We start from the raw sequence: 25,093 nt of genomic DNA on the forward strand, positions 1-25,093 counted from the left end.
TATGCTGCGCACATTCGATGTCGTGTTGATGGGGGTCATGGTCGCTGCGGCGGTGGTGACCTATTCGATCAAGCACAAGACCGATCTCAAGCTGGAACAGGTCCGCAAGCTCGAGACCGAAATCAAGCTCGAAAAAGACACGATCGATCTTTTGCGGGCCGACTGGGCACTGCTGACGCAGCCGAACCGCCTTCATCGTCTCGTGAATGCCTATCAGGACGAGCTTGGCCTTTCGCCGACGCTGCCGACACAATTGGCGCAGCCGCGCGAATTGCCGATGCTGCGCTCGCAATTGCCGCAGCCGCCCGAGCCGGAAGGCATGAGCGTTGCGGATGTCATCGCCGCTGCCGTCAACGGCTCCAAGCCGGGCGCTACGCTTGGCGGAACTGCCAAGAAGAAATCACCGCCCGCCGGCCAGATTGCCGCCAATGGCGCTCCTGTTCCAACACCGCGGGCGCGTGTTTCCCGTCCCACGGCGGCGCCGGCTCCTGCCGTCGCCGCTGTCGCAGGCGATGAAGATGGCGAAATGGATGAAACCATAACTGGATCGGTGGACCGCTGATGTCTTTTCTCTCCCGCGTCATGGTTCTGAAGAGCAAGGCTCACTTTTCCGCCAGCACCACCGGCATTCATACTGACCATGCAGCTTTCGAGGGCGCTCGCAAGAAGAGGGCGGCCCAGGCGAAAAGCCGCGTCGGTCTCATCATTTTCGGCTTCGTCGCCTTTTACGGCGTCGTGGGCGGCCGTCTGGTGCAATATGGCCTTGCCGAGCAGGAGACGGTTTCGAGCATTGCCCCTGCCGACCGGCTGATGGCGTCGCGTCCCGATCTTCTTGATCGTAACGGCGAGGTTCTGGCGACTGATATCCGCACCGTGTCGCTGTTTGCGGAGCCGCATCGCATCGTCGATATCGACGAAGCCATCGAGAAGCTGCGCACTGTATTGCCAGATCTCGACCAGCGCGGCACCTATCAGAAGCTTTCCTCCAATTCGCGCTTTCAGTGGCTGCGCCGTCAGTTGACGCCGAAGCAGCAGAGCCAGATCCTGGCGCTCGGCATTCCCGGTGTCGGTTTCCGCCCGGAAAAGCGCCGCTTCTACCCTGGCGGGCCAACAGCTGCCCATGTTGTCGGTCACGTCAATATCGACAATCGCGGTGTTGCCGGAATGGAACGTTACGTCGACAGCCAGGGACTGGCCGATCTGACGGCGCTTGGCATGACCAGCGATCAGCCGCTGGAGCCGGTAAAGCTTTCCATCGATCTACGCGTCCAGTCCATCGTGCGTGAAGTCGTGACCTCGGCCATTACCAAGTTCCAGGCGATCGGCGCGGGGGCTGTGGTTCTGGATGTGCATACCGGCGAAGTGCTCGCTATGGCCTCCGTGCCGGATTATGATCCGAACAACCCGGCAGAAGGTGCCAAGGAAGGATGGCTCAACCGCATGTCGAACGGCACGTTCGAAATGGGCTCCACCTTTAAATCCTTCACCATTGCCATGGGTCTCGATTCGGGTCGCGTCCGCCTGGGCGATATGTTCGACGCGCGTTATCCGATCCGCATCGGTGGCTTCACCATCAAGGACTTCCACGGCAAGGGCCGCATGCTCTCGGTGCCGGAAATCTTCCAGTATTCGTCGAACATCGGTACGGCAAAAATCGCCGACACCGTGGGGACCGAAGGACACAAGGAATTCCTGACGCGGCTTGGCCTTCTGACGCGCATGCAGACCGAACTGCCTGAAGTGGCGCTGCCTTCGCAGCCCCGCGAATGGAAGAAGATCAACTCGATCACCATTTCATTCGGCCACGGCGTTTCAACAACGCCGTTGCAGACAGCAGTTGCCGGTGCCGCGCTCGTCAATGGTGGGAAGTTGATCGAGCCGACATTCCTGCCGCGCACGCGCGAACAGGCGGATCAGGTCGCAAAACAGGTGCTGAAGCCCGGCGCCAGCAAGGATATGCGCTTCCTGTTCGAATGGAACGGTGTCAACGGTTCTGGCCGTAATGCGCGCGTCGACGGTTTCAATGTCGGCGGCAAGACCGGTACGGCTGACAAGGTCGTCAATGGCCGTTATGTGCATGACAAGAACTTCAATGCCTTCCTTTCGGCATTCCCGATGGACGACCCGCAATATGTGGTGCTCTCTTTCATCGACGAACCGAAGACGGACAAGGGCAATGGCGCGGCACTTGCAGGCACCTCGGCTGCGCCGATGGTGCACGATATCATCAGCCGCACAGCGGCAGTGCTGGGCGTGAAGCCGAAGTTCGGCAAGGATGGCTCGGCCTTGCTCGTGTCTTATTGATTGTTAGAGCTTATGGTGTTCCGGCGAATCGCGCCGGGGGGACAAGACGGACACAGTCGATGAATTTGCGAGATATATCCGGGACGGCGTTTCCGGAATTGAATGAATTGCTCCTGTCTGAGATAGGGGCAATCGAAATCGGGGGAATTACCGCAGACAGCCGCAAGGCTGCGCCCGGCAGCCTGTTCGTGGCGGTTGCGGGAACCAAGGCGGATGGCGCGGCCTATGTGAAGGACGCGGTCGCCAAGGGTGCGGTCGCCGTCGTTTCCGGGCATGCGGTGGATGCCGATGTGCCGGTCCTCGCTGTCACTGACCCGCGCCTCTACCTTTCGCTCGCCGCTTCCCGTTTTTATGGAAAACAGCCGGAAACCATGGTCGCCGTTACCGGCACCGCGGGAAAGACCTCCGTTGCCTCCTTCGTGCGGCAAATCTGGGCTTTCGCTGGCCATGCCGCCGCCCAGATCGGCACGACGGGTGTCATCGCTCCCGGCCGCGAAGATTATGGCGCGCTTACCACACCGGATCCGGTGACGCTGCATGCGCTTCTCGCCGAGCTTGCTGCCGAAGGCGTGACCCATGCGGCCATGGAAGCTTCGAGCCACGGCCTCGACCAGCGTCGCATTGATGGCGTGAAGCTCGCTGCGGCCGGTTTCACCAATCTCGGCCGTGATCACATGGATTATCACCCGACCATCGAGGACTACATGGCCGCGAAGATGCGGCTGTTTGACACGCTGATGGAAAAGGGCGCGCCAGCCGTCATTTTTGCCGACGACCCTTGGTCGGATAAGGCCATTCGCGCCGCCGCGGATGCAGGCCTCAATGTGCGCACTGTTGGCCGGAAGGGCGATTATCTGACGCTGAAGCGTGTAGAGCATTTCCGTCACAAGCAGCTGATCGAAGTGCACCATGACGGCGTGATCCACGAAGTCGACATTCCGCTGGCCGGCGATTTTCAGGTAGCCAATGCTCTCGTCGCCGCCGGTCTTGCCATGTCCACCGGCGTTTCCGCCCCAACGGCCATGAAGGCGCTTGAAAAGCTGATCGGTGCTGCCGGTCGCCTGGAACTTGTGGGCCAGACGAAGAACGGCGCGCTTGCCTATGTGGACTATGCCCACAAGCCGGATGCGCTTGAAAATGTTCTGACCTCGGTCAGGCCCTTCACCTCCGGCCGCATCATCACCGTCTTCGGCTGCGGCGGCGACCGTGACAAGGGCAAGCGCCCGATCATGGGCGAAGTGGCGACACGTCTTTCCGACATCGTTATCGTTACCGACGACAATCCGCGCTCGGAAGACGCTGCAACGATCCGTTCCGAAGTCATGGCGGCTGCGCCGGGTGCGTTGGAAATTGGCGATAGGGCAGAGGCGATCCGTCATGCGGTGTCGCTGCTTTCGAACGGCGATACGCTGATCGTCGCGGGCAAGGGGCATGAAGAGGGGCAGATCGTCGGTTCCGTGACGCTGCCGTTTTCCGATCATGAACAGGTGCGTACCGCGCTGGAAGGATTGAAGATTTGAATTGGTTATGGACAGTCGCCGACATGATCGCCATCACGGCAGGGCGTCCCGTCGGGAACCTGCCGACCGGTATCACCGGCATTTCCATCGACAGCCGGACTGTGAAGGCTGGTGAAGCATTTTTCGCCATCAAGGGCGATAGGGTCGACGGCCATGACTATACCAGTTTTGCTGTCGCCAATGGTGCGGGCCTGCTGGTCGTCGCCGAAGGTAAGCTGCCGGCCCTCGGCCGCCTGACCGTGCCCATGATCGTCGTGGAGGATGTCCTCGCGGCGCTTGGCAAGCTCGCCATTGCGGCGCGTGAAAGGACCACGGCGCGGATCATCGCGGTGACTGGTTCTGTCGGCAAGACGACGACGAAGGAAATGTTGCGGCAGGCTCTGGCGCCTTCGGGCCGGGTTCATGCGGCTGTGGCGTCCTTCAACAATCACTGGGGTGTGCCGCTGACGTTGGCGCGCATGCCCGCCGATACCGAATTCGGCGTTTTTGAAATCGGTATGAACCACTCCGGCGAAATCCGTCCGCTGGTCAAGATGGTACGTCCGCATGTCGCGATCATTACCACCATCGCGCCAGCTCATTTGGGCAATTTCAAGAACATAGAAGAGATCGCGAGCGCCAAGGCGGAGATATTCGAAGGGTTGGAGGAGGGCGGCTTCGTCATCCTCAACCGTGACAACGCCCAGTTCGAGCAACTTGAAGAAGCGGCGCAGGACCAGGGTATCGAGCATATCCTGACCTTCGGGCAGCATGCCAAGGCCGATTTCCGGCTGGCCGATTTCGAAAGCACGTCCACAGGCTCGACCATCTGGGCGATTTTGAACGGCGAAACGAGCGAATTGCACCTGAACATTCCCGGCAGGCATATTGCCGATAACGCCATGGCGGTGCTTGGTGCTGTTGCCGTTACCGGCGCCAATCTCGACCGCGCTTTCGAGGTGCTCGGAACGCTCGAGGCAGTCAAGGGGCGCGGACAGCGCCATCGCCTGACGATTGAAAGCGGTTCCTTCCTGCTGATCGATGAGAGCTACAACGCCAACCCCGCCTCCATGCGGGCGGCGATTGCCGTGCTTGCGGAAACAGAAACGCAGGGTTATGGCCGTCGCGTTGCCGTTCTCGGCGACATGCTGGAGATGGGCGAATTCTCAGCCCAGCTACACGAGGAACTGGCCGGACCGCTGCTGGCGGGTGGTATCGAACATGTCTGGCTGGCTGGGGAGGCGATGGCCGCCCTTCGCGATGCGCTTCCGGACAGTGTAACTGTCATCTGGTTCCCGACGACAGCTGAACTTGCCGATTTTGCCCTGCAATGGGTGCAACCGGGCGATGCGCTGATGGTAAAATCGTCACTTGGGCTGGGTTTCGGCAAGATTGTCGCGGCACTGCTTGACAAGTATCCGGCATTCCCCGAGACGGAACGCCAAGTCTGAAATAGCCTTTTGAAAGGGCAATTATGCTGATCTGGCTCGTCGAACTGTCGGATAAAATTCAAGTCTTCAACCTCTTCCGGTACATCACCTTCCGGGCGGGTGCGGCGATGTTCACCTCTGCGTTGATCGTCTTCCTTTTCGGACCGGCGATCATCAATTCGCTGCGCGTGCGCCAGGGCAAGGGCCAGCCAATCCGCGCCGACGGGCCGCAGACGCATTTCAAGAAGGCTGGCACGCCGACCATGGGCGGGCTGATGATCCTTGCCGGTATTCTCGGCGGTTCGCTGCTCTGGGGTGACCTGTCGAACGTCTACGTCGTCGCCGTTCTGATGGTGACGCTCGGCTTCGGGGCTATCGGCTTTTATGACGACTATCTCAAGGTGACGAAGCAGAGCGACAAGGGCTTTTCCGGCAAAGCCCGTCTCGGCATCGAATTCCTGATTGCCGCGATTGCCGTGTTCTTCATGATGAAGGTGGCGCTTGCTTCCGCACCGCATGGCGGCACGCTCGGAAGCTCCATCGCCTTTCCGTTCTTCAAGGAACTCGTGATCAATCTCGGCTATTTCTTCGTGCTGTTCGGTGCTTTCGTGATTGTCGGCGCCGGCAATGCGGTTAACCTGACCGACGGTCTCGATGGTCTCGCCATCGTGCCTGTCATGATTGCAGCCGCCACCTTCGGCGTGATTGCTTATCTCGCCGGTAACGCGGTTTTCGCCAATTATCTGCAGATCAACTTCGTGCCCGGAACGGGTGAGCTCGCTGTCATCGTCGGCGCGGTGGTCGGGGCTGGCCTCGGCTTCCTGTGGTTCAACGCGCCGCCCGCCGCCATCTTCATGGGTGACACGGGTTCGCTGGCGCTCGGCGGCCTCATCGGCTCCATCGCTGTCGCCACCAAGCACGAGATCGTCATGGTCATCGTCGGCGGCCTGTTCGTGATGGAAACGCTCTCGGTCATCATCCAGGTTTTCTGGTTCAAGCGCACCGGCAGGCGCGTTTTTCTGATGGCGCCCATCCACCATCATTTCGAGAAAAAAGGCTGGACGGAAAGCCAGGTGGTCATCCGTTTCTGGATCATTTCCGTCGGTCTGGCGCTGCTCGGCCTCGCTACGCTGAAGCTGAGGTGAGCGATGATCCCGGTCTCGTCGTTCAGAGGTAAGAAGGTCGCGCTTTTCGGGCTTGGCGGTTCGGGCCTCGTCACGGCCCGGGCACTGGTTGCCGGCGGGGCGGATGTTGTTGCTTTCGACGATAATCCCGACAGCGTCGCCAAGGCTGAGGCCGAAGGGATAACGACGGCTGATCTTCGAACGATAGACTGGCATTCCTTTTCGTCTTTCGTGCTCGCACCCGGCGTGCCGCTAACGCATCCGAAGCCGCACTGGTCGGTCGATCTTGCCCGGGCGGCCGGCGTCGAGATTATCGGCGATATCGAGCTTTTCATTCGCGAGCGCCGGGCGCATGCGCCGGATTGCCCCTTCATCGCCATCACCGGCACGAACGGCAAATCCACGACGACCGCACTGATTGCCCATATCCTCAAGGCTTCGGGCCGCGATACACAACTCGGCGGCAATATCGGCACTGCGGTGCTGAGCCTCGATCCGCCGAAAGCGCAACGTTTCTATGTCGTTGAATGCTCGTCCTACCAGATCGATCTGGCGCCGACGATCAATCCGACGGCCGGCATTCTGCTCAATCTGACGCCCGACCATCTCGACCGGCACGGCACCATGCAGCATTATGCCGATGTCAAGGAACGGCTTGTGGCCGGCAGTGGCACGGCAATTGTCGGCGTTGATGACAGCTATTCCACGCTGATCGCCGACCGCATCGAGCGTGCCGGCGTGAAGGTGGAACGCATTTCCAAGCGCAATGTCGTTTCCGAAGGTCTTTATGCCGAAGGCAGCCGCATCCTGCGGGCGCATGGGGGCAAGTCCTCGCTGCTGGTCGATCTCGACGGCATCCAGACGCTTCGCGGCAGCCACAATGCCCAGAATGCAGCGGCTGCAATTGCCGCATGCCTTGCCGTCGGCGTTTCCGAAGCGGACGTTCGCGCAGGTCTCAAGTCCTTCCCCGGCCTAAAACATCGCATGCAGCCGGTCGGTCGGCGCGGCAATGTCACTTTCGTCAATGACAGCAAGGCTACCAATGCCGATGCAGCAGCACCGGCCTTGTCGAGCTATGAGCGGATCTATTGGATCGCGGGCGGTCTGCCAAAGGCCGGCGGCATTGCCAGCCTTGCGCCCCTGTTTCCGCGCATCGCCAAGGCTTATCTGATCGGCGAGGCGGCGGCGGAATTTGCAGCGACGCTCGGCGAAGCCGTGCCTTACGAAATATCCGGCACGCTGGACAAGGCGGTGCAGCATGCGGCGGCGGATGCGGAAAAAGATGCGACGGCCGGCAGTATCGTGATGTTATCCCCGGCTTGCGCAAGCTTCGACCAATATAAGAACTTTGAAATCAGAGGTGATTCGTTCGTCGCGCAGGTTGCGGCGCTCGATGGCGTGACGATGCTCGTTCACTCTGGAAAAGGGGGCTGAGGCCATGGTAAGCCGAGTTGATCGCGGTCCGGTCGCGGAATGGTTCTGGACCATCGACCGTTTCTTTCTGGCGGCGTTCATCGCGCTGATGGGCATCGGCCTGATGCTGTCATTTGCGGCATCGCCGGCGGTTGCCGAACGCATCGGTCTCAACAGCTTCTTCTTCGTGGAACGTCAGGCGATGTTCATGGTGCCTTCGCTGGCGATCATGATCGGTCTTTCCTTCCTGTCGCCGCGTCAGGTCCGACGCGTGGCGGTGATGATGCTGATCGCGTCGCTGCTGATGATGATTTTCGCGCTGTTCTTCGGTATCGAGGTCAAGGGCGCACGGCGCTGGATTTCCATCGGCAGCTTCTCGATCCAGCCATCGGAATTCATGAAACCCGCCTTCGTCATTGTCTGCGCCTGGCTGTTTGCCGAACGCGCGCGCCACCCCGAAATTCCCGGTAACCTCTTTGCTATCATCACCTTCGGTATCGTGGCGGCACTTCTGATTGCCCAGCCCGACTTTGGCCAGACCATCCTGACATCGGTGGTGTGGGGCGGCATGTTCTTCATGGCCGGTGTTCCCTGGTTCTGGATCATCGTGCTCGGCGGCCTCGGCGTTCTCGGCATCGTCTCCGCCTATCTGCTCCTGCCGCACGTCGCCGGCCGTATCGACCGTTTCTGGACCGGTGAGGGTGATACCTTCCAGGTGGATACGGCGCGCGAGGCGATCATTCGTGGCGACTGGTTCGGTCGCGGCCCGGGTGAGGGCATCGTCAAGCGTATCATTCCCGACAGCCATACCGACTTCATCTTCTCGGTGGCGGCGGAAGAATTCGGGATTGTTTTCTGCATGTTCCTTGTGGCGATCTTCGCCTTCATCGTGTTGCGCGGCCTCTCGCACGCCTTCAGGGAAAAAGACGATTTCTGCCGCTTTGCCGTGGCCGGTCTGGTCCTGCAGATCGGCATGCAGTCGATGATCAATATCGGCGTTAATCTGGAGCTTATGCCCGCCAAGGGCATGACGCTGCCGCTGATTTCCTATGGTGGTTCGTCGATGATGGCGATCTGCGTCACGGCAGGCTTCCTTCTGGCGCTGACACGCCACAGGCCGGAAAAGAGGGCGCAGGAGCGCAGCTTCTTCCGCGTCGGTTCCGGCGTTCCTGCGGAGTAAATGATCATGAGCAAGGGTATTGTTCTGCTCGCCGCCGGGGGTACCGGCGGCCATGTCTTTCCAGCCGAGGCCTTGGCGCACACGCTGAAAGCGCGCGGTTATCAGGTGCATCTGGTCACCGACAGCCGTGCCGAGCGTTATGCGGGAAAGTTTCCGGCGGAAGAAATTCACGTCGTTCCATCCGCCACCATTGGTTCGAAAAACCCGATTTCCGTGGCGCGTTCGCTGTGGAAGCTGTGGACAGGGCTGCGTTCAGCGCGCCGGCTGATCACGAAGCTGAAGCCGGTTGCGGTCGTCGGCTTTGGCGGTTATCCCACCGTGCCGCCGCTGCTTGCCTCGACCGGGCTTGGCGTGCCATCGATCATTCACGAGCAGAATGCGGTGATGGGTCGTGCCAACAAGGCGCTGGCGGCCCGTGTGAAGGCGATTGCCGGCGGTTTTCTGCCGCCCGCCAACGGCCAATATTCCGACAAGACGGTTGCGACCGGCAATCCCGTGCGCCCGGCGGTGCTGGCGGCGTCAGAGATACCCTATACGCCTTCACAGACCGGCGAGACGTTCCAGCTCGTGGTTTTCGGCGGCAGCCAGGGAGCGCAGTTCTTTTCCAGCGCCGTTCCGGCGGCGATCTGCCTGTTGAAGGACGAGCAGCGCAAGCGCATCGTCGTGACCCAGCAGGCGCGCCCAGAAGACAAGGACAGTGTGATCTCCTCGTATCAGAAGCTGGGCGTGAAGGCGGATGTCTCGCCTTTCTTCGGCGACATGGCCTCGCGCATCGGTGAGGCCGATCTGGTCATCAGCCGTTCGGGTGCATCGACGGTATCGGAGCTTTCGGTCATCGGCCGACCCTCGATCCTCGTGCCTTATCCGCATGCGCTGGATCACGATCAGGCGGCCAATGCGGCAGCGCTTTCGGCAGCCGGCGGTGCAAGCGTTATCAAGCAGTCGGAACTGTCGCCGCAGAAGCTCTCCGGCCTTCTGTCCTCGGCGCTGTCCGAGCCGGATCGGTTGTCCGCAACGGCGGCGGCGGCCAAGGCGACAGGAAAACCGCACGCGGCAGATGTACTGGCCGATCTGGTCGAGGCGATTGCGAGCGGAAAGTCCGTACAGGAATTCAAGAAGAACATTGAAGGAGTTGAGGCATGAAGATGCCGAAAGCCATAGGCCTTGTCCATTTCATCGGCATAGGCGGGATCGGCATGAGCGGCATTGCCGAAGTGCTTCACAATCTCGGTCATCGCGTACAGGGCTCCGACCAGGCCGACAGCGCCAATGTGCAGCGTCTGCGCGACAAGGGTATCGAGGTCTTCGTCGGCCACACGGCGGATAATCTCGGTGATGCCGAGGTCGTGGTCGTTTCCACCGCGATCAAGAAGAACAATCCGGAGCTGATCGCCGCGCGGGAAAAACACCTGCCGATCGTCCGCCGTGCCGAAATGCTGGCCGAGTTGATGCGTTTCCGCAACGCCATTGCCATCGGTGGCACGCACGGCAAGACCACCACAACTTCGATGGTCGCGACCCTGCTGGAAGCCGGCAATCTCGACCCGACCGTGATCAACGGCGGCATCATCAACGCCTATGGCACCAACGCCCGCATGGGCGAGGGCGAGTGGATGGTGGTGGAGGCCGATGAATCCGATGGCACATTCCTGAAGCTTCCGGCCGATGTGGCCGTGATCACCAATATCGACCCGGAACATCTTGACCACTACGGCAATTTCGACGCCGTGCGCGCTGCTTTCCGGCAATTCGTGGAGAATGTTCCGTTCTACGGCTTCGGCGTCATGTGTCTCGACCATCCCGAGGTGCAGGCTCTGGTTGGGCGTATCGAAGACCGTAAGGTCATCACCTATGGTGAGAACCCACAGGCCGACGTGCGGTTTTCGAATGTGCGCATCGATGGCACGCGGTCTATCTTCGATGTGGAAATTCGCCGGCGCCGCACCGGCAAGATATTCTCCTTCACCGATCTCGTCCTGCCGATGCCTGGTCGCCACAATGTTTCGAACGCAACGGCTGCGATTGCCGTCGCCAATCGTCTCGGTATTTCGGAAGCGGACATCAAGAAGGGCCTTGCCTCCTTTGCTGGCGTCAAGCGTCGTTTCACGCTGACGGGCGAAGCCAATGGCGTGCAGGTCTTCGACGATTACGGCCACCATCCGGTTGAGATCAAGGCTGTGCTCGCGGCTGCGCGCGAAGCCTGCAAGGGCCGCATCGTCGCCGTGCACCAGCCGCACCGCTACAGCCGCCTTTCCAGCCTGTTCGATGATTTCGCGCATTGTTTTAACGATGCCGATACGATTATTCTTGCTCCGGTCTATGCAGCGGGCGAAGATCCGATCGAGGGCGCAAGCTCGGAAGCGCTGGTCTCCGCAATCAAGGCTGCCGGCCATCGCGATGCCCGTTTTCTCGAAAAACGGGAAGATCTCGCGTCATTGGTTGCAGGCATTGCGAATCCGGGCGATTTCGTGGTTCTCTTGGGGGCCGGAAATATCACGCAATGGGCGGCAGTGCTGCCTTCGGAATTGAAGAGCATATCAGGAAAGTCTGAATGAGACAGGTCGATGGGGTTAAATTGCTGGGGAGGCTCGGCGACGGGGTAAAGGAATTGCGGGGACGTCTGACACCGGATGCGCCCATGGACCGCGTGACGTGGTTCAGAGCGGGCGGTCTTGCGGAAGTCATGTTCCAGCCGCACGATACCGACGATCTGGTTACATTCCTGAAAATCCTGCCGGAGGACGTGCCGTTGACCGTGGTCGGTGTCGGCTCGAACCTTCTGGTGCGCGATGGCGGCATTCCAGGTGTCGTCGTCCGTCTTTCCGCCAAGGGTTTCGGCTCGGTGGAGCTTTCGGGTGAAAACCGCATCAAGGCCGGCGCGATCTGCCCGGACAAGCATATTGCCGCGATGGCCATGGATAATGGCATTGGCGGTTTCCATTTCTATTACGGTATTCCCGGCTCCATCGGCGGCGCTCTGCGCATGAATGCGGGCGCCAACGGCGGTGAAACGCGTGAGCGTGTCGTGGAGGTTTATGCGGTGGACCGTCAGGGCAACCAGCATGTGCTCTCCAATGCGGATATGGATTACAGCTATCGCCACTCCGGCGCCGATGCTGGTCTTATCTTCACCGGCGCCCTGTTTGAGGGTTATCCGGAAGACCGCGCGAAGATCCGCGCCGATATGGACGCCGTGCGTCACCACCGCGAAACCGTGCAGCCGATCCGTGAACAGACCGGTGGATCAACCTTCAAGAACCCCGAAGGTCATTCCGCCTGGGAGCTGATCGACGAAGCGGGCGGTCGCGGTCTGGTCATCGGCGGTGCGCAGATGTCATCGCTGCATTGCAATTTCATGATCAATACCGGCCATGCGACCGGTTACGATCTGGAATATCTGGGCGAGACCATTCGCAAGCGCGTGTTCGAGAAGTCGGGCATTCGGCTGGAATGGGAAATCAAACGGCTTGGCCTATTCATGCCGGGTCGTGAAGTGGAGCCCTTCCTCGGCGCCTGAAAATTGCGATGCCTCGCGATTGCCATGAGCAACTGCGTTAGCCGTTTTATATCTCTCCTGGCAGCACCAAGCGGCCAGGAGTTTTTGTTTCATATCACCCTTGGCGACGGGTAACGGTCGATCAATAGTTTTTATCTATAAGCAGTATTTAGATTACGGGAGAGGCAGCGTTGCGCCACTCTACTGCTTGGGTGATATTTATGAGCATTTTCATTGCCGATCGCGTAAGCGGACAGCTGTCACGTTTTTTAAGCGAACTCGTCGCGATAACGACTTTCACCGTGGCGACACCGGATGGATGGCGTCGGCTTGACCCGGTACAGTCATCATTTCGATTGGCTTGCCTGATCGCTTCCATAGCCGCCGTTATCTGTGTCGTTGCGATCCTGACGATGGCGCAGTTGGACCTGGTCTCGGACTTGAGTAATGGGCTCACAATCGGCCTGGTCCTTAGTACGACAATCTCTTTCACCGTCGGTTTTTTAATTTGCTGGCTCAATGCGAGGCAGATGCAGTTACTGATCCAGTCACACGAGCGCTTTGCGCAGCTCAGCCAGACTGATGCTCTGACAGGTCTTCATAACCGGCTAGGTCTTTATTCGAATTGCGTTCACCTGAGCACGCCATATTGCGTCGCATTTATCGACATTGATCATTTTAAGTCCGTGAATGACAGCTACGGCCATTTGGCTGGTGACATGGTTATCTCCAGTGTCGCTAAGACAATTCGGGAAGGTTTCGATGAAGCCGCTCATGTGGCGCGGATGGGCGGTGAAGAGTTTGTCGTCGTCCACACCCTTGCCCCGGACCGGTTCCTGGAACAGTGCGAAGGCGTCCGTGAGAAGATCGCGACGACAACGGTTCATTTTCAGGATTTGCAGATCAATACCACCATCTCGATAGGTGTGGCCTTGCGCGGGAACAGGGAGATTTTCGAGAAGGTCATGCACAATGCGGATATGGCGCTCTACGAGGCGAAACGTAGCGGGCGTAATCGCATCTGTTCGTCGGGCGCGAAAGGTGGCCGTCAAATTATCGCCTGAGGATCATCACAGACAAAAAAAGGCCGCGAAAGGTGATTTCGCGGCCTCGATCTTTTAGTGGCCTGTCGCTCAGACTTCATCCTTGCGGGACAGAAGAATGCAGGCGAGCGTGATGAGGGCGGATACGCAGAGGTAATATCCGACATATCCCATGCCGTAATTTACCTGCAGCCATGTGGCGATGTAGGGCGCCAGCGATGCGCCGAAGATGCCGGCCATGTTGAAGGTGATGGACGAGCCGGTGTAGCGCACCCTTGTCGGGAAGGGGGCGGCAAGCGCCGTTCCAATCAGGCCGTAGGTCATGCCCATCAGCGTCATCGCAAGGGCCGCGAAGATGAAGATCGAGCCTTCGCCGCATGTCATAAGGGTAGGCAGCAGGAACGAGAACAGGCCGATCAGCACTGTCGTCAGGATCAGGATTTCGCGACGGCCGAAGCGCTCAGCGAGCTTGCCGGCGATCGGGATGAAGATGCCGAAAACGATGGAGCCCATGATCTGCACTTCAAGTGCGTCGAGGAACGGGATTTTCAGAACCTTGACGTTGTAGGACAGCAGGTAGGCGGTACCGATATAGAACAGCACGAAGGTAGCCAGCGCCACGAAAGTGCCGAGCGCGAGGCTGCGCTTGTGGTTGCGGAACAGTTCCACGACCGGCACTGCAACACGTTCTTCCTTTTCGATCGCCTTCTGGAAGGCAGGCGTTTCGGTGATCGACAGACGAACCCACATGCCAACCGCGATCAGGATGATCGAAGCGACGAAGGGAATGCGCCAGCCCCAGCTCAGAAGCGCTTCCTGCGACATGAAGTGCAGCAAGATCCAGAAGACGCCGGAGGAGAGGAACAGACCGACGGGCGCGCCGAGCTGCGGAAACATCCCGTACCAGCTGCGCTTGCCGGGAGGAGCGTTTTCCGTGGCCAGCAGGACCGCGCCACCCCATTCTCCGCCAAGACCGAAGCCCTGACCGAAGCGGCAAAGCGCCAGCAACAGAGGTGCCAGAACACCGGCTGTCTCATAGGACGGCAGAAGGCCGATCACGACCGTCGATACGCCCATGGTCAGCAGAGCGGCGACAAGCGTAGCTTTACGGCCGACGCGGTCACCATAATGGCCGAAAACGACGGCGCCGAGCGGGCGGGCGAAAAAGGCGATGGAGAAGGTGGCGAAGGATGCCAGAAGTGCCGTCATCGGATCATTGTTCGGGAAGAACAATGTCGGAAACACGAGCACTGCGGCCGTGGCGTAAACGTAAAAATCGAAAAACTCGATGGTCGTGCCGACCAGGCTGGCAGTGAGAACTCGTGCAGGCGAATTTGTCTTTACAACGTTCGAATTGCCAGCTGTCGGCGATACCGGAGATATCGCGTCAGTCATGGTTTTGGTCCCATTTTTGGATGATTGCATGTCATGCCTTGGGAGGCATTGACTGCGTTAACGCAATTTTTGTTCTTTTGGAATGCTAAAAAAGAAATAATGCGGACAATGTGATCGGCTGGTGCGACAGGGACCGCAGCGTGTGCGAGGACGTAGTCTCAAGATTGAGAGACTGATTCAGGCGACGGATTTAAAACGCTGAAACGTCAGATAATTTTCGCTGGGGAAAAGCGTCATCTGTTAACGTTTTCGCCTTGTCTTTATCAGGGATAGAAGTGTGCGGCACCCTCGTTCTATTTCCGATCATTGAAAACCTGCATGTTGCAATCCGTCCAACTCTCTGATTCCAAGGAGGTAATTCGGATCGATGCTGATTCTTTAATGGAACTGGCATGTTGGGCGCGGCGGTTAACGAAAGTAAACGATTCATTAACCTTAATGGCGTTTAACTGATCTCAAGGATCATGTGCCAGAATCACCGTTCGTCAAATTCGGTTGGTTCCGGTGCGGATCGTAGCGGAGATTTGGTGTCAGAGGTATCGATGGGCGGCAAGCACGTAGCTGTTCTTTTGGGTGGGTTTTCGTCGGAGCGGCCGGTCAGCCTCTCGTCCGGGAACGCTTGCGCGCTCGCCCTTGAGGGCGAGGGGTACAAGGTCACCCGGGTCGATGTGGGGCGCGATATCGCCGCCGTACTCGGCGAGCTGCGCCCGGATGTCGCCTTCAATGCGCTGCATGGCCCCTTCGGTGAAGACGGCACCATTCAGGGCATTCTCGAATATCTCGCCATTCCCTATACCCATTCCGGCGTGCTCGCTTCTGCACTTGCCATGGACAAGGCGCAGGCCAAGAAAGTGGCTGCGGCTGCTGGCATTCCGGTGGCTGACGAACGCGTCATGAACCGGTTCGAATTCACCAGCGAACATCCGCTTGCGCCGCCCTACGTCGTGAAGCCGGTGCGCGAAGGCTCGAGCTTCGGTGTGGTGATCGTCAAGGAAGACCAGTCGCATCCGCCGCAAATCCTTACCTCGTCCGAATGGCGTTACGGCGATCACGTCATGGTCGAGCGTTACATCCATGGTCGCGAACTGACCTGCGGCGTGCTCGACGGCGAGGCGCTAGGAGTGACGGAAGTGGTGCCGCTGGGTCACAATTTCTATGATTATGACGCTAAATACGCAGCCGGTGGCTCAAAGCATGTCATTCCGGCAGAAATTTCACCAAAAATTTACCAAAAAATTCAAACACTGGCGGTTATGGCGCATCGGGCGATCGGGTGCCGTGGCGTAAGCCGTTCAGACTTTCGTTACGACGACCGCTTCTCAGAAGATGGCGAAGTTATCTGGCTTGAAGTGAATACGCAGCCGGGCATGACGCCGACCTCCCTGGTGCCGGAAATGGCGGCCCATGCTGGCCGCTCCTTTGGTAACCTTGTCAGCTGGATGGTGGAGGACGCTTCGTGTTTGCGGTGACCGGCAAAAAGTCGACGGCAAAAAAGCGCGAGCAATTCGTGGCGACGGCAAATGCCGACGATCGCAGGGTGCTGCCGCGTCCGCTGCGTCGTTTCGTGCGTTTCGGTGTCAGCCTTGCGACCGGACGCATCCACATTCCTGCCCATACCGGCACGATTTCGGCTGTTGCCTTTTACGCCATGATCGGGCTTTACGGCATGTCGCTTGGCGGACATACGAATATCGTCACCCAGACCACGACCTCGGCCGCCGGTTTTGCGGTTGAGGACGTCAAGGTATCCGGCAATTTGCAGACATCGGAAATCGAAGTCTTCCAGCTTCTCGGCCTTGACGGCAGCACCTCCCTGATTGCGCTTGATATCGATGCGGCACGCCGCAAGCTCGTCCAGCTTCCCTGGGTCGAAGATGTCGATATCCGCAAGGTCTATCCGAAGACGGTTGAGGTTCGCCTGAAGGAGCGTGAAGCTTTCGGCATCTGGCAGCATGGCACGGAACTGTCGCTGATCGAAAAAAGCGGCAGCGTGATCGCGCCGCTGCGTGACAATAAATTTGCCGCCCTGCCGCTTTTCGTCGGACGTGACGCGGAAACGGGTGCTGCCGGTTTCGTCGCGCAACTGGCCGATTGGCCGGAAATTCGCAACCGCGTTCGCGCCTATGTTCGCATTGCCGGCCGCCGCTGGGATCTGCATCTCGACAACGGCATCGTCGTCAAGCTGCCGGAAGAGAACCTGCCGCAGGCACTGCAATTGCTGGCACGGCTCGATCTAGAGGAAAAGGTTCTGTCGCGTGATGTCGCTGCCGTCGATCTGCGTCTGACGGACCGCACAACGATCCAGTTGACCGAAGGTGCAGCAGAGCGCCGCCAGACGGCGGTAGATGCACGCACGAAGGCACTCAAGAAAGCGGAGAAGAACACATGAGCTTTTTTGGTTCTTCCCATTTCGGTCTGCCTCGTCTGAAGCCGCTGTCTTCCAAGCGCAGCCACATCGTTTCGGTGCTCGACATCGGCTCGACCAAGGTCGTTTGCATGATCGGACGGCTGACGCCGCGCCAGGAAAGCGAAATCCTGCCGGGTCGCACCCACAAGGTGGAAATCATCGGCATTGGTCACCAGCGCTCGCGCGGTGTGAAATCCGGCGTGATCGCCGATCTTGACGCGCTCGAAGGCGTGATCCGTCTTTCGGTGGATGCGGCCGAGCGCATGGCGGGCCTGACCGTCGACAGCCTGATCGTCAATGTTTCCGCCGGCAGGCTGGCAAGCGACATCTATACCGCGAGCATCGATCTCGGCGGACAGGAAGTGGAAGCAAGCGACCTGCGCAAGGTTCTGGTGGCGGCGAGCCAGCAGTCCATGCGTCAGGACCGGGCGATCCTGCATTCGCTGCCAACAGGCTATTCGCTGGATGGCGAGCGCGGCATTCGTGATCCGCTGTCGATGTATGGCGATCTTCTCGGTGTCGACATGCATGTGGTGACTGTCGAACGCACGGCGCTGAAGAACCTCGAGCTTTGCGTCAATCGCGCGCATCTCTCGGTCGAGGGCATGGTGGCAACGCCCTATGCCAGCGGTCTTGCGGCATTGGTCGATGACGAGGTCGAGCTTGGCTGTGCAGCCATCGACATGGGCGGCGGCACCACGACGATCTCGGTTTTCGCCGAAGGCCGTCTCATTCATACCGACGCGATCGGCCTTGGCGGCCATCACGTTACGACAGATCTTGCACGAGGCCTCTCGACACGAATCGAAGATGCGGAGAGACTGAAGGTGGTGCATGGTTCGGCTTTGCTGAATGGCGCGGATGAGCGCGACATGATTTCGATCCCGCCGATTGGCGAAGATGATCGCGATCAACCATCGCAAGTTTCAAGGGCACTTGTTACCCGCATCGTGCGGGCGCGTATCGAAGAGACGCTGGAATTGATCCGTGATCGTATCCAGAAGTCCGGCTTCAGCCCCATCGTCGGCAAACGTGTTGTCCTGACGGGCGGCGCGAGCCAGCTGACGGGGCTGCCGGAAACGGCACGGCGCATTCTTGCCCGCAACGTTCGTATCGGCCGCCCGATGGGGGTTGCGGGTCTTCCGGTTGCGGCAAAGGGACCGGCATTTTCAACCGCATGCGGACTGATGATCTATCCGCAGGTGGCGGACATCGAAATTCATGCGGCGCAAGGCGGAATGTTCTCGCCGTTTGGTACGGGTAGCGGCCGGATAGCCCGGGTAGGGCAATGGCTGAAAGAGAGTTTCTGAGTAGCCTCGTGGCGTGAGCCTGAGGTTTCCAAGTTGAGTTTTCAAGAATCGGCCAGCGGGGCGATGCGGCCAGAGAAAGAAGGAATGGTAAAATGACGATACAGCTGCAAAAGCCTGATATCACCGAGCTGAAGCCACGCATCACTGTTTTCGGTGTGGGCGGCGGTGGCGGTAACGCTGTCAACAACATGATCACGGCTGGCCTCCAGGGTGTCGATTTCGTCGTCGCCAACACGGATGCACAGGCTCTGACCATGACGAAGGCAGACCGGGTCATCCAGCTCGGCGTCAACGTCACCGAGGGTCTCGGTGCCGGTTCCCAGCCGGAAGTCGGACGCGCCGCCGCTGAAGAATGCATCGATGAGATCATCGATCACCTGAACGGCACCCACATGTGCTTCGTCACTGCCGGCATGGGTGGTGGTACCGGCACGGGTGCTGCACCTGTCGTCGCACAGGCTGCCCGCAACAAGGGTATCCTGACGGTCGGCGTCGTTACCAAGCCTTTCCATTTCGAAGGCGGTCGCCGCATGCGTCTTGCCGAACAGGGCATCGAGGAACTGCAGAAGTCCGTCGATACGCTGATCGTCATTCCGAACCAGAACCTCTTCCGCATTGCCAACGACAAGACGACCTTTGCCGATGCCTTCGCTATGGCTGACCAGGTTCTCTATTCCGGCGTTGCCTGCATTACCGATCTGATGGTGAAGGAAGGTCTCATCAACCTCGACTTCGCTGACGTTCGCTCGGTCATGCGTGAAATGGGCCGCGCAATGATGGGTACTGGCGAAGCTTCCGGTCCGGGCCGTGCGATGCAGGCTGCGGAAGCGGCAATCGCCAACCCGCTGCTCGACGAAACCTCGATGAAGGGCGCACAGGGCCTCCTGATCTCCATCACCGGCGGTCGCGATCTTACCCTGTTCGAAGTCGACGAAGCGGCTACCCGTATTCGCGAAGAAGTCGATCCGGATGCGAACATCATCCTCGGCGCAACCTTCGACGAGGCACTTGAAGGTCTCATCCGCGTCTCCGTCGTCGCGACCGGCATCGACCGCGTTGCGGGCGTTGGCGAACAGAACGTTGCCGATATGCGCGCCGCAGCCGCCAAGCCGCTTATCCGTCCTTCCGCGGCCGTTGCTCCCGCTCCGGCCGCAGTTCAGCCTGCACAAGCAGTATCGCAGGCACCAAAGACCGTAGACCAGATCGCCCAGACCATCCGTTCGGCGGAAGCCGAAATGGAACGTGAACTTGGTTTCGCAGCACACCAGCAGCCCTCTCAGGATTTCCGTCCGCAGAGCAAGCTGTTTGCATCCGCTCCGGCTGAAGCACCGGCAGCTCTCCGTCCGGCCCAGCCGGTTCAGCAGGCTGCTCCGGCACCTGTTGCCCCGGCACCGGTCTATCACGCGCCGGAACAGGTTGCCGCTCCGCGTCTGCAGCAGCCGCAGGCTCCGGTTTATCAGGAGCAGGCTCCTGTTGCCCGCCAGCCCGAGCCTGTCCGCATGCCGAAGGTTGAAGACTTTCCGCCGGTCGTGAAGGCCGAGATGGATCACCGTGCCCACGCAGCTCCTGCAGCCCAGGAAGAGCGTGGCCCGATGGGTCTTCTGAAGCGCATCACCAACTCGCTTGGCCGACGCGAAGAGGAAGAAGTTCCTTCCGAAATGATGGATGCGCCGAGCATGGCGCCGCAGCAGCGCCGCGCACTTTCGCCGGAAGCCAGCCTCTACGCTCCGCGTCGTGGCCAGCTTGACGATCACGGTCGTGCGACGCCTTCTTCGGCAAGCCACCATGACGACGACCAGCTGGAAATTCCGGCGTTCCTGCGTCGCCAGTCCAACTAACAGCGATTCCGTTCGCCTCTCCAAACGCCCGGGTCACACGACCCGGGCGTTTTGTTTTATTGTGCGTTATTAACAGTAAATTAATTCATCTTTTCAATGGCTTGTGCGTGTAACAATCCGAAACGAACAGTGATTTGTCCTGGCACTTTCATGTGCGTATGTATGAGGCTGGGTAAGGGAAAACATTGACCTCGCCGGTTGTTGAAACCGGCTTGAAAAACTTGAACGGCGCTGAACATACGGCGCGGTTTTCAAAACAAGGCATATACGCATGACTATCGGACTGCTCGGATTTCAGACGACTATCGCAAATGCTGTTCAGCTCAAGGGCATTGGCGTGCATTCCGGCAATCCGGCTTCGATGACGTTCCAGCCCGCAGAAGCAGGAACGGGCATCGTGTTTCAGCGCCTTCATGAAAATGGCAGCGTAACCGAGTTGAAGGCGGTGTCTTCCAATGTCGGCAATACCGATCTGTGCACCGTGCTCGGCCGCTCGCTATCCCAGTCAGTGGCAACGGTCGAGCACGTCATGGCCGCCATCTACGCCATGGGCCTCGATAACCTCGTCGTTGAGGTCGACGGTCCGGAAGTGCCGATCATGGACGGCAGCTCTGCGCCATTTATCGATGCGATCGAATCGGTTGGCATCAAGAACCTTGGTGTGAAGCGCCGCTATATCCGCGTCATCAAGCCGGTGCGCATCGATTCGGGTGCGTCCTGGGCGGAATTCCGCCCTTACGACGGCACGCGGTTCGAGGTCGATATCGATTTCGACACGCCGCTAATCGGCAAGCAGTCCTGGAAGGGCGACCTGACGGCGGATACGTTCAAGAACGAGCTTTCGCGCGCCCGCACCTTCGGCTTCATGCGTGACGTGGAGCGCCTGTGGGCTGCCGGTTACGCACTCGGCTCCTCGCTTGAAAACTCTGTTGTCATTTCCGACGACAACAGCGTCATCAACATGGAAGGCCTGCGTTATGCCAAGGACGAATTCGTTCGCCATAAGACGCTGGACGCCGTGGGCGACCTGGCACTTGCCGGTGCGCAGTTCATCGGTTGCTATCGCTCCTATCGCGGCGGCCACAAGGTCAATGCCAACGCGCTGAAGGCTTTGCTGAGCGACCGCTCGGCCTATGAGATCGTGGAGGCTCCGGCCGCCCGCAACCAGGTACGTGCCCGCGAATTCGTTCCGGTCAACATGCCGGAATTTGCACCCTGGTCCGCTTGAGTTTGTTGCAGGCTATTGATTGACAGGAAAAGCCGCTCCGTTTCGGGGCGGCTTTTTCACGATGAGGGGCAGGATGTTTCGTCATACCGCCTGATATTCATGCGATTGCATGGGCCGATGCCATAAAAATGCGTTAATGCATCATCATTGCGTTGCCCTGCAGATGCTTTTATGGCTAGAAACGCCAGTGCAAAGCCGATGCTTATGTATTTGCGCGGGAAGTGGGAACTGTCGAATGAAGCATGTAGGGTCTGGTGCAATGAAGGGTACGATGCGGGGGATCGCCGTTTCGTTGATGTTGGTCGGTGCGAGTGTTGCCGTCACGGCCTGCCAGTCCGATCCGGATATCGACATTACCAAGCTCGGCGTCGAGACCGATCCGCCAGACGTTCTGTACAAGCAGGGGCTTGCCAACATGAACGCCGGCAACATGACGGAAGCCTCGCGCAAGTTCGAGGCGATCGACAAGCAATATCCCTTCACCGAATGGGGCCAGAAGGCGCTTGTGATGCAGACCTTCATCGCCACGCGCACCAACAAGAACGACGTGGCCATCGCGTCGGGCAGCCGCTTCCTGCGCCAATATCCGCGCTCCAAGGATGCCGCCTACGTTCAGTACATGATCGGTCTTGCCTATTCGAAGCAGATTTCCGACGTGACGCAGGACCAGCGCGCCGCGCAGCGCACGGTCGAGGCGATGAGCAAGGTGGTCAACGACTACCCTGATTCGGAATATGTCGCTGACGCGCAGGCCAAGATCCGTTTCGCCCGCGACCAGCTCGCTGGCCGCGAAATGCAGGTCGGCCGTTATTACCTTGAGCGCAAGGAATATCTCGCCGCCGTTTCGCGTTTCCGTATCGTCGTCGAGCAATACCAGAACACCAACCAGATCGAGGAAGCGCTGGCCCGTCTGACGGAATCCTATTATGCGATGGGTCTTTCCGACGAGGCGCAGACTGCTGCCGCCGTTCTCGGCAACAACTATCCCGACAGCCAATGGTATGCGGATTCCTACAAGCTGCTGAAGGGCGGTGGGTTGGAGCCGCGTGAAAACAAGGGGTCCTGGATTTCGCGCGCCGGCAAGAAGCTTATCGGCGCCTGAGACAGGGCATAGGCCATGCTGGTCCAGCTCTCGATTCGTGACATCGTTCTGATTGAAAGGCTCGACCTCGGCTTTGAGGCGGGCCTTTCCGTGTTGACGGGTGAGACGGGTGCGGGCAAATCCATTCTGCTTGACAGCCTGTCGCTGGCCCTCGGCGGCCGCGGCGATGGCGGTCTGGTGCGCCACGGGGAAGAGAAGGGGCAGGTCACTGCCACTTTCGAAGTTCCGAATAGCCACCCCACACGGCATCTCCTGCGCGAAAACGGCCTCGATGACGATGGCGACCTGATTTTCCGCCGCGTGCAATCCGCAGACGGACGCACAAAGGCCTATATCAACGATCAGGCCATCAGCGTGCAGATGATGCGTCAGCTGGGGCAGCTACTGGTCGAAATTCACGGCCAGCACGACGACCGCGCTCTTGTTGATACCGATGCCCACCGCACGCTGCTGGATGCTTTTGCCGGGCTGAGCGAAGATGCCCGTGCCGTTCAGGGTTTCTACCGCACATGGAAGGACGCCGAGCGGGCATTGAAAACCCATCGTGCCAAGGTTGAGGCTGCTGCCCGAGAGGCGGACTATCTGCGTTCCTCCGTCGAGGAGCTTGAGGTGCTCTCGCCGCGCGACGGCGAGGAGGAGGAGCTTGCCGAACGTCGGGCGGTGATGCAGAAATCCGAACGTATTGCCGGTGATATCGCCGAAGCGAGCGAGTTCCTGAACGGCAACTCCTCGCCAGTGCCCATGATCGCATCCATGATGCGGCGCCTGGAACGCAAGAGCCACGAGGCGCCGGGATTGCTGGAAGACACCGTGCAATTGCTGGATGCCGCGCTCGACAGCCTTTCCAACGCGCAGATGGAAGTGGAGGCCGCACTTCGCCGCACCGAGTTCGATCCACGCGAGCTGGAGCGGGTGGAGGAACGGCTGTTTGCGCTACGCGCCGCCGGACGCAAATATAATGTCGCGGTGCCTGATCTGCCTGCGCTTGCGGAAAAAATGGTCGCGGATCTCGCCGACCTCGATGCGGGCGAAGAAAAGCTCGGCAAACTTGAAGCCAATCTCGGCGTTGTGAAAGCCGATTTCGACCACGCGGCCAAATCGCTTTCCGAAAAACGCCACAATGCGGCGAACGCGCTTTCCGAAGCTGTCATGGCTGAGCTTCCAGCGCTCAAGCTGGAGCGGGCACGTTTTACCGTCGAAGTCAGCTCCGACCCAGAGCAAGCGACGGCTGACGGTATCGACATCGTGGAATTCCACGTTCAGACCAATCCTGGAACGCGGCCCGGCCCGATCATGAAAGTCGCTTCTGGCGGCGAATTGTCCCGTTTCCTGCTGGCGCTTAAAGTCGCGCTGGCTGATCGTGGTTCGGCACCGACACTGGTGTTCGACGAAATCGACACGGGCGTTGGCGGCGCTGTGGCAGATGCGATTGGCCAGAGGCTGCGTCGTCTGTCGAAAACCGTGCAGGTTCTGTCCGTCACCCACGCGCCCCAAGTGGCCGCGCGGGCGGCCACACATCTTCTCATTTCCAAAGGCCCCTCCGGCGACGGTACCGAGCGCATCGCCACGCGTGTCGCTACCATGGAGCCGAAACATCGCACCGAAGAAATCGCCCGCATGCTTGCCGGTGCCTCGGTGACCGATGAGGCGAGGGCTGCCGCCGCCCGCCTGCTTGCCGCCAAGGATTAACGGCTGACGGCCACCGCCACGCCGGAGCCGATCATGACCCCGCCCGCCGCCCGGTTCACCCTGCGGACGATTCTTGGCTCACGCAGCAGCTTTCTTGCCCGCACAGCCAGAACCACATGAGCGCCGATCACAACCGCCTCCACCACGACGATGACGGATGCCAGCGCCAGAAGGTGATCGACCGTCAGCGAGGCGCCGACAACGTTCGGTAACAATGCCACGTAAAAGAGCGGCATTTTCGGATTTCCGAGATTGAGCGCGGTTCCCGTGGCGAATATCGAAAGAAGGCTATGGCGGCCATTCATGGGTTGCAGATCGGGAACCACAGGTTCCGCTGTCCAGAGTTTGAAGCCCATCCAGATGAGATAGGCCGCGCCGCCATAGCGCAGCACCGCCATCACCGTTCCCATTTCGGCGGCGAGGATCGACAGGCCGAAGGCTGCAAGCGTGAGGAATATCAATATTCCTGCCACGGTTCCGGCCCCATAGGCGAGGCCGGAGGCGGCACCATGAGTGATGGTGCGGGCGACGATCGTCATATTGTCCGGGCCGGGGCTGGCCGCGAACACGAAGAAGGCTGCTGCAAAGGCAATGAGGGTGGTGAGTTCCATGGGGGCTCCGGCTTCCGTTTCATC

Annotated in this window: 20 protein-coding genes; 18 read left to right on the top strand and 2 right to left on the bottom strand. The window is 59.5% G+C overall.

From position 1 onward, the window contains the following. Position 1: 1 nt before the first annotated feature. From ftsL to ACQZ63_RS16645, 11 genes are all read left to right on the top strand, one after another. Entirely contained in the window at positions 2 to 562 is a 561-nt protein-coding gene (gene ftsL / locus ACQZ63_RS16595; RefSeq protein WP_019565277.1) for a cell division protein FtsL, read from the top strand. Next, the gene (locus ACQZ63_RS16600) at positions 562 to 2,304 is read left to right on the top strand and encodes a peptidoglycan D,D-transpeptidase FtsI family protein (protein ID WP_113556385.1); all 1,743 of its coding nucleotides are present in this window, start codon (positions 562 to 564) and stop codon (positions 2,302 to 2,304) included. The genes ftsL and ACQZ63_RS16600 overlap by 1 nt, the downstream gene beginning before the upstream one ends. Before the next feature lie 59 nt (positions 2,305 to 2,363). Further along, positions 2,364 to 3,824, top strand: a complete 1,461-nt coding sequence (locus ACQZ63_RS16605; RefSeq protein ID WP_113556384.1) for a UDP-N-acetylmuramoyl-L-alanyl-D-glutamate--2,6-diaminopimelate ligase — start codon at positions 2,364 to 2,366, stop codon at positions 3,822 to 3,824. Then, the gene (locus ACQZ63_RS16610) at positions 3,821 to 5,254 is read left to right on the top strand and encodes a UDP-N-acetylmuramoylalanyl-D-glutamyl-2,6-diaminopimelate--D-alanyl-D-alanine ligase (RefSeq protein ID WP_026330779.1); all 1,434 of its coding nucleotides are present in this window, start codon (positions 3,821 to 3,823) and stop codon (positions 5,252 to 5,254) included. Before ACQZ63_RS16605 ends, ACQZ63_RS16610 begins: the two co-directional genes overlap by 4 nt. Positions 5,255 to 5,277: 23 nt before the next feature. Further along, positions 5,278 to 6,378, top strand: coding sequence for a phospho-N-acetylmuramoyl-pentapeptide-transferase (gene mraY, locus ACQZ63_RS16615; protein ID WP_003513226.1), 1,101 nt, complete (start codon positions 5,278 to 5,280; stop codon positions 6,376 to 6,378). A gap of 3 nt (positions 6,379 to 6,381) precedes the next feature. After that, entirely contained in the window at positions 6,382 to 7,791 is a 1,410-nt protein-coding gene (gene murD, locus ACQZ63_RS16620; RefSeq protein WP_113556383.1) for a UDP-N-acetylmuramoyl-L-alanine--D-glutamate ligase, read from the top strand. 4 nt (positions 7,792 to 7,795) lie between these two features. Continuing rightward, positions 7,796 to 8,950, top strand: a complete 1,155-nt coding sequence (ftsW, locus tag ACQZ63_RS16625) for a putative lipid II flippase FtsW (RefSeq protein ID WP_003513223.1) — start codon at positions 7,796 to 7,798, stop codon at positions 8,948 to 8,950. 6 nt (positions 8,951 to 8,956) lie between these two features. After that, positions 8,957 to 10,093: an undecaprenyldiphospho-muramoylpentapeptide beta-N-acetylglucosaminyltransferase gene (gene murG / locus ACQZ63_RS16630; protein WP_013636510.1), complete on the top strand. Its 1,137-nt coding sequence runs from the start codon at positions 8,957 to 8,959 to the stop codon at positions 10,091 to 10,093. After that, on the top strand, positions 10,090 to 11,505 hold the full coding sequence (gene murC / locus ACQZ63_RS16635) for a UDP-N-acetylmuramate--L-alanine ligase (protein ID WP_113556382.1): 1,416 nt from the start codon (positions 10,090 to 10,092) through the stop codon (positions 11,503 to 11,505). The genes murG and murC overlap by 4 nt, the downstream gene beginning before the upstream one ends. Next, complete coding sequence (gene murB / locus ACQZ63_RS16640) at positions 11,502 to 12,467, top strand: UDP-N-acetylmuramate dehydrogenase (protein WP_003513214.1); 966 nt, start codon at positions 11,502 to 11,504, stop codon at positions 12,465 to 12,467. Before murC ends, murB begins: the two co-directional genes overlap by 4 nt. 200 nt (positions 12,468 to 12,667) lie before the next feature. Then, positions 12,668 to 13,510: a GGDEF domain-containing protein gene (locus tag ACQZ63_RS16645; protein ID WP_236735629.1), complete on the top strand. Its 843-nt coding sequence runs from the start codon at positions 12,668 to 12,670 to the stop codon at positions 13,508 to 13,510. A gap of 69 nt (positions 13,511 to 13,579) precedes the next feature. Here the strand turns inward: ACQZ63_RS16645 and ACQZ63_RS16650 are convergent, their stop codons facing one another. Then, the gene (locus ACQZ63_RS16650) at positions 13,580 to 14,884 is read right to left on the bottom strand and encodes an MFS transporter (RefSeq protein ID WP_448799324.1); all 1,305 of its coding nucleotides are present in this window, start codon (positions 14,882 to 14,884) and stop codon (positions 13,580 to 13,582) included. 542 nt (positions 14,885 to 15,426) lie between these two features. Between ACQZ63_RS16650 and ACQZ63_RS16655 the strand changes: the two genes are divergently transcribed. The 7 genes from ACQZ63_RS16655 (at position 15,427) to recN (ending at position 24,458) form a co-directional block, all read left to right on the top strand. Continuing rightward, a complete protein-coding gene (locus tag ACQZ63_RS16655) occupies positions 15,427 to 16,353 on the top strand; it encodes a D-alanine--D-alanine ligase (protein ID WP_003513211.1) in 927 nt (308 codons plus the stop codon). Beyond that, on the top strand, positions 16,341 to 17,273 hold the full coding sequence (locus ACQZ63_RS16660; protein WP_162763672.1) for a cell division protein FtsQ/DivIB: 933 nt from the start codon (positions 16,341 to 16,343) through the stop codon (positions 17,271 to 17,273). Before ACQZ63_RS16655 ends, ACQZ63_RS16660 begins: the two co-directional genes overlap by 13 nt. Beyond that, positions 17,270 to 18,601, top strand: coding sequence for a cell division protein FtsA (gene ftsA, locus ACQZ63_RS16665; protein ID WP_003513208.1), 1,332 nt, complete (start codon positions 17,270 to 17,272; stop codon positions 18,599 to 18,601). Before ACQZ63_RS16660 ends, ftsA begins: the two co-directional genes overlap by 4 nt. Positions 18,602 to 18,693: 92 nt before the next feature. Continuing rightward, positions 18,694 to 20,439 carry a cell division protein FtsZ gene (gene ftsZ / locus ACQZ63_RS16670; protein WP_003513206.1) on the top strand — a complete coding sequence of 582 codons (1,746 nt, stop codon included), beginning with the start codon at positions 18,694 to 18,696 and terminating at the stop codon, positions 20,437 to 20,439. Positions 20,440 to 20,710: 271 nt separating this feature from the next. After that, positions 20,711 to 21,667, top strand: coding sequence for a UDP-3-O-acyl-N-acetylglucosamine deacetylase (lpxC, locus tag ACQZ63_RS16675; protein ID WP_113556380.1), 957 nt, complete (start codon positions 20,711 to 20,713; stop codon positions 21,665 to 21,667). A gap of 235 nt (positions 21,668 to 21,902) precedes the next feature. Continuing rightward, a complete protein-coding gene (locus tag ACQZ63_RS16680) occupies positions 21,903 to 22,769 on the top strand; it encodes an outer membrane protein assembly factor BamD (RefSeq protein ID WP_003513201.1) in 867 nt (288 codons plus the stop codon). Between the two features lie 15 nt (positions 22,770 to 22,784). After that, positions 22,785 to 24,458: a DNA repair protein RecN gene (gene recN, locus ACQZ63_RS16685; RefSeq protein ID WP_111803746.1), complete on the top strand. Its 1,674-nt coding sequence runs from the start codon at positions 22,785 to 22,787 to the stop codon at positions 24,456 to 24,458. Here recN and ACQZ63_RS16690 read toward each other — a convergent pair. Further along, a complete protein-coding gene (locus ACQZ63_RS16690; RefSeq protein ID WP_113556379.1) occupies positions 24,455 to 25,069 on the bottom strand; it encodes a LysE family translocator in 615 nt (204 codons plus the stop codon). The two genes, recN and ACQZ63_RS16690, sit on opposite strands and share 4 nt — an antisense overlap. Positions 25,070 to 25,093 lie beyond the last annotated feature (24 nt).

It is taken from the genome of Agrobacterium sp. CG160-95, from assembly GCF_053521725.1.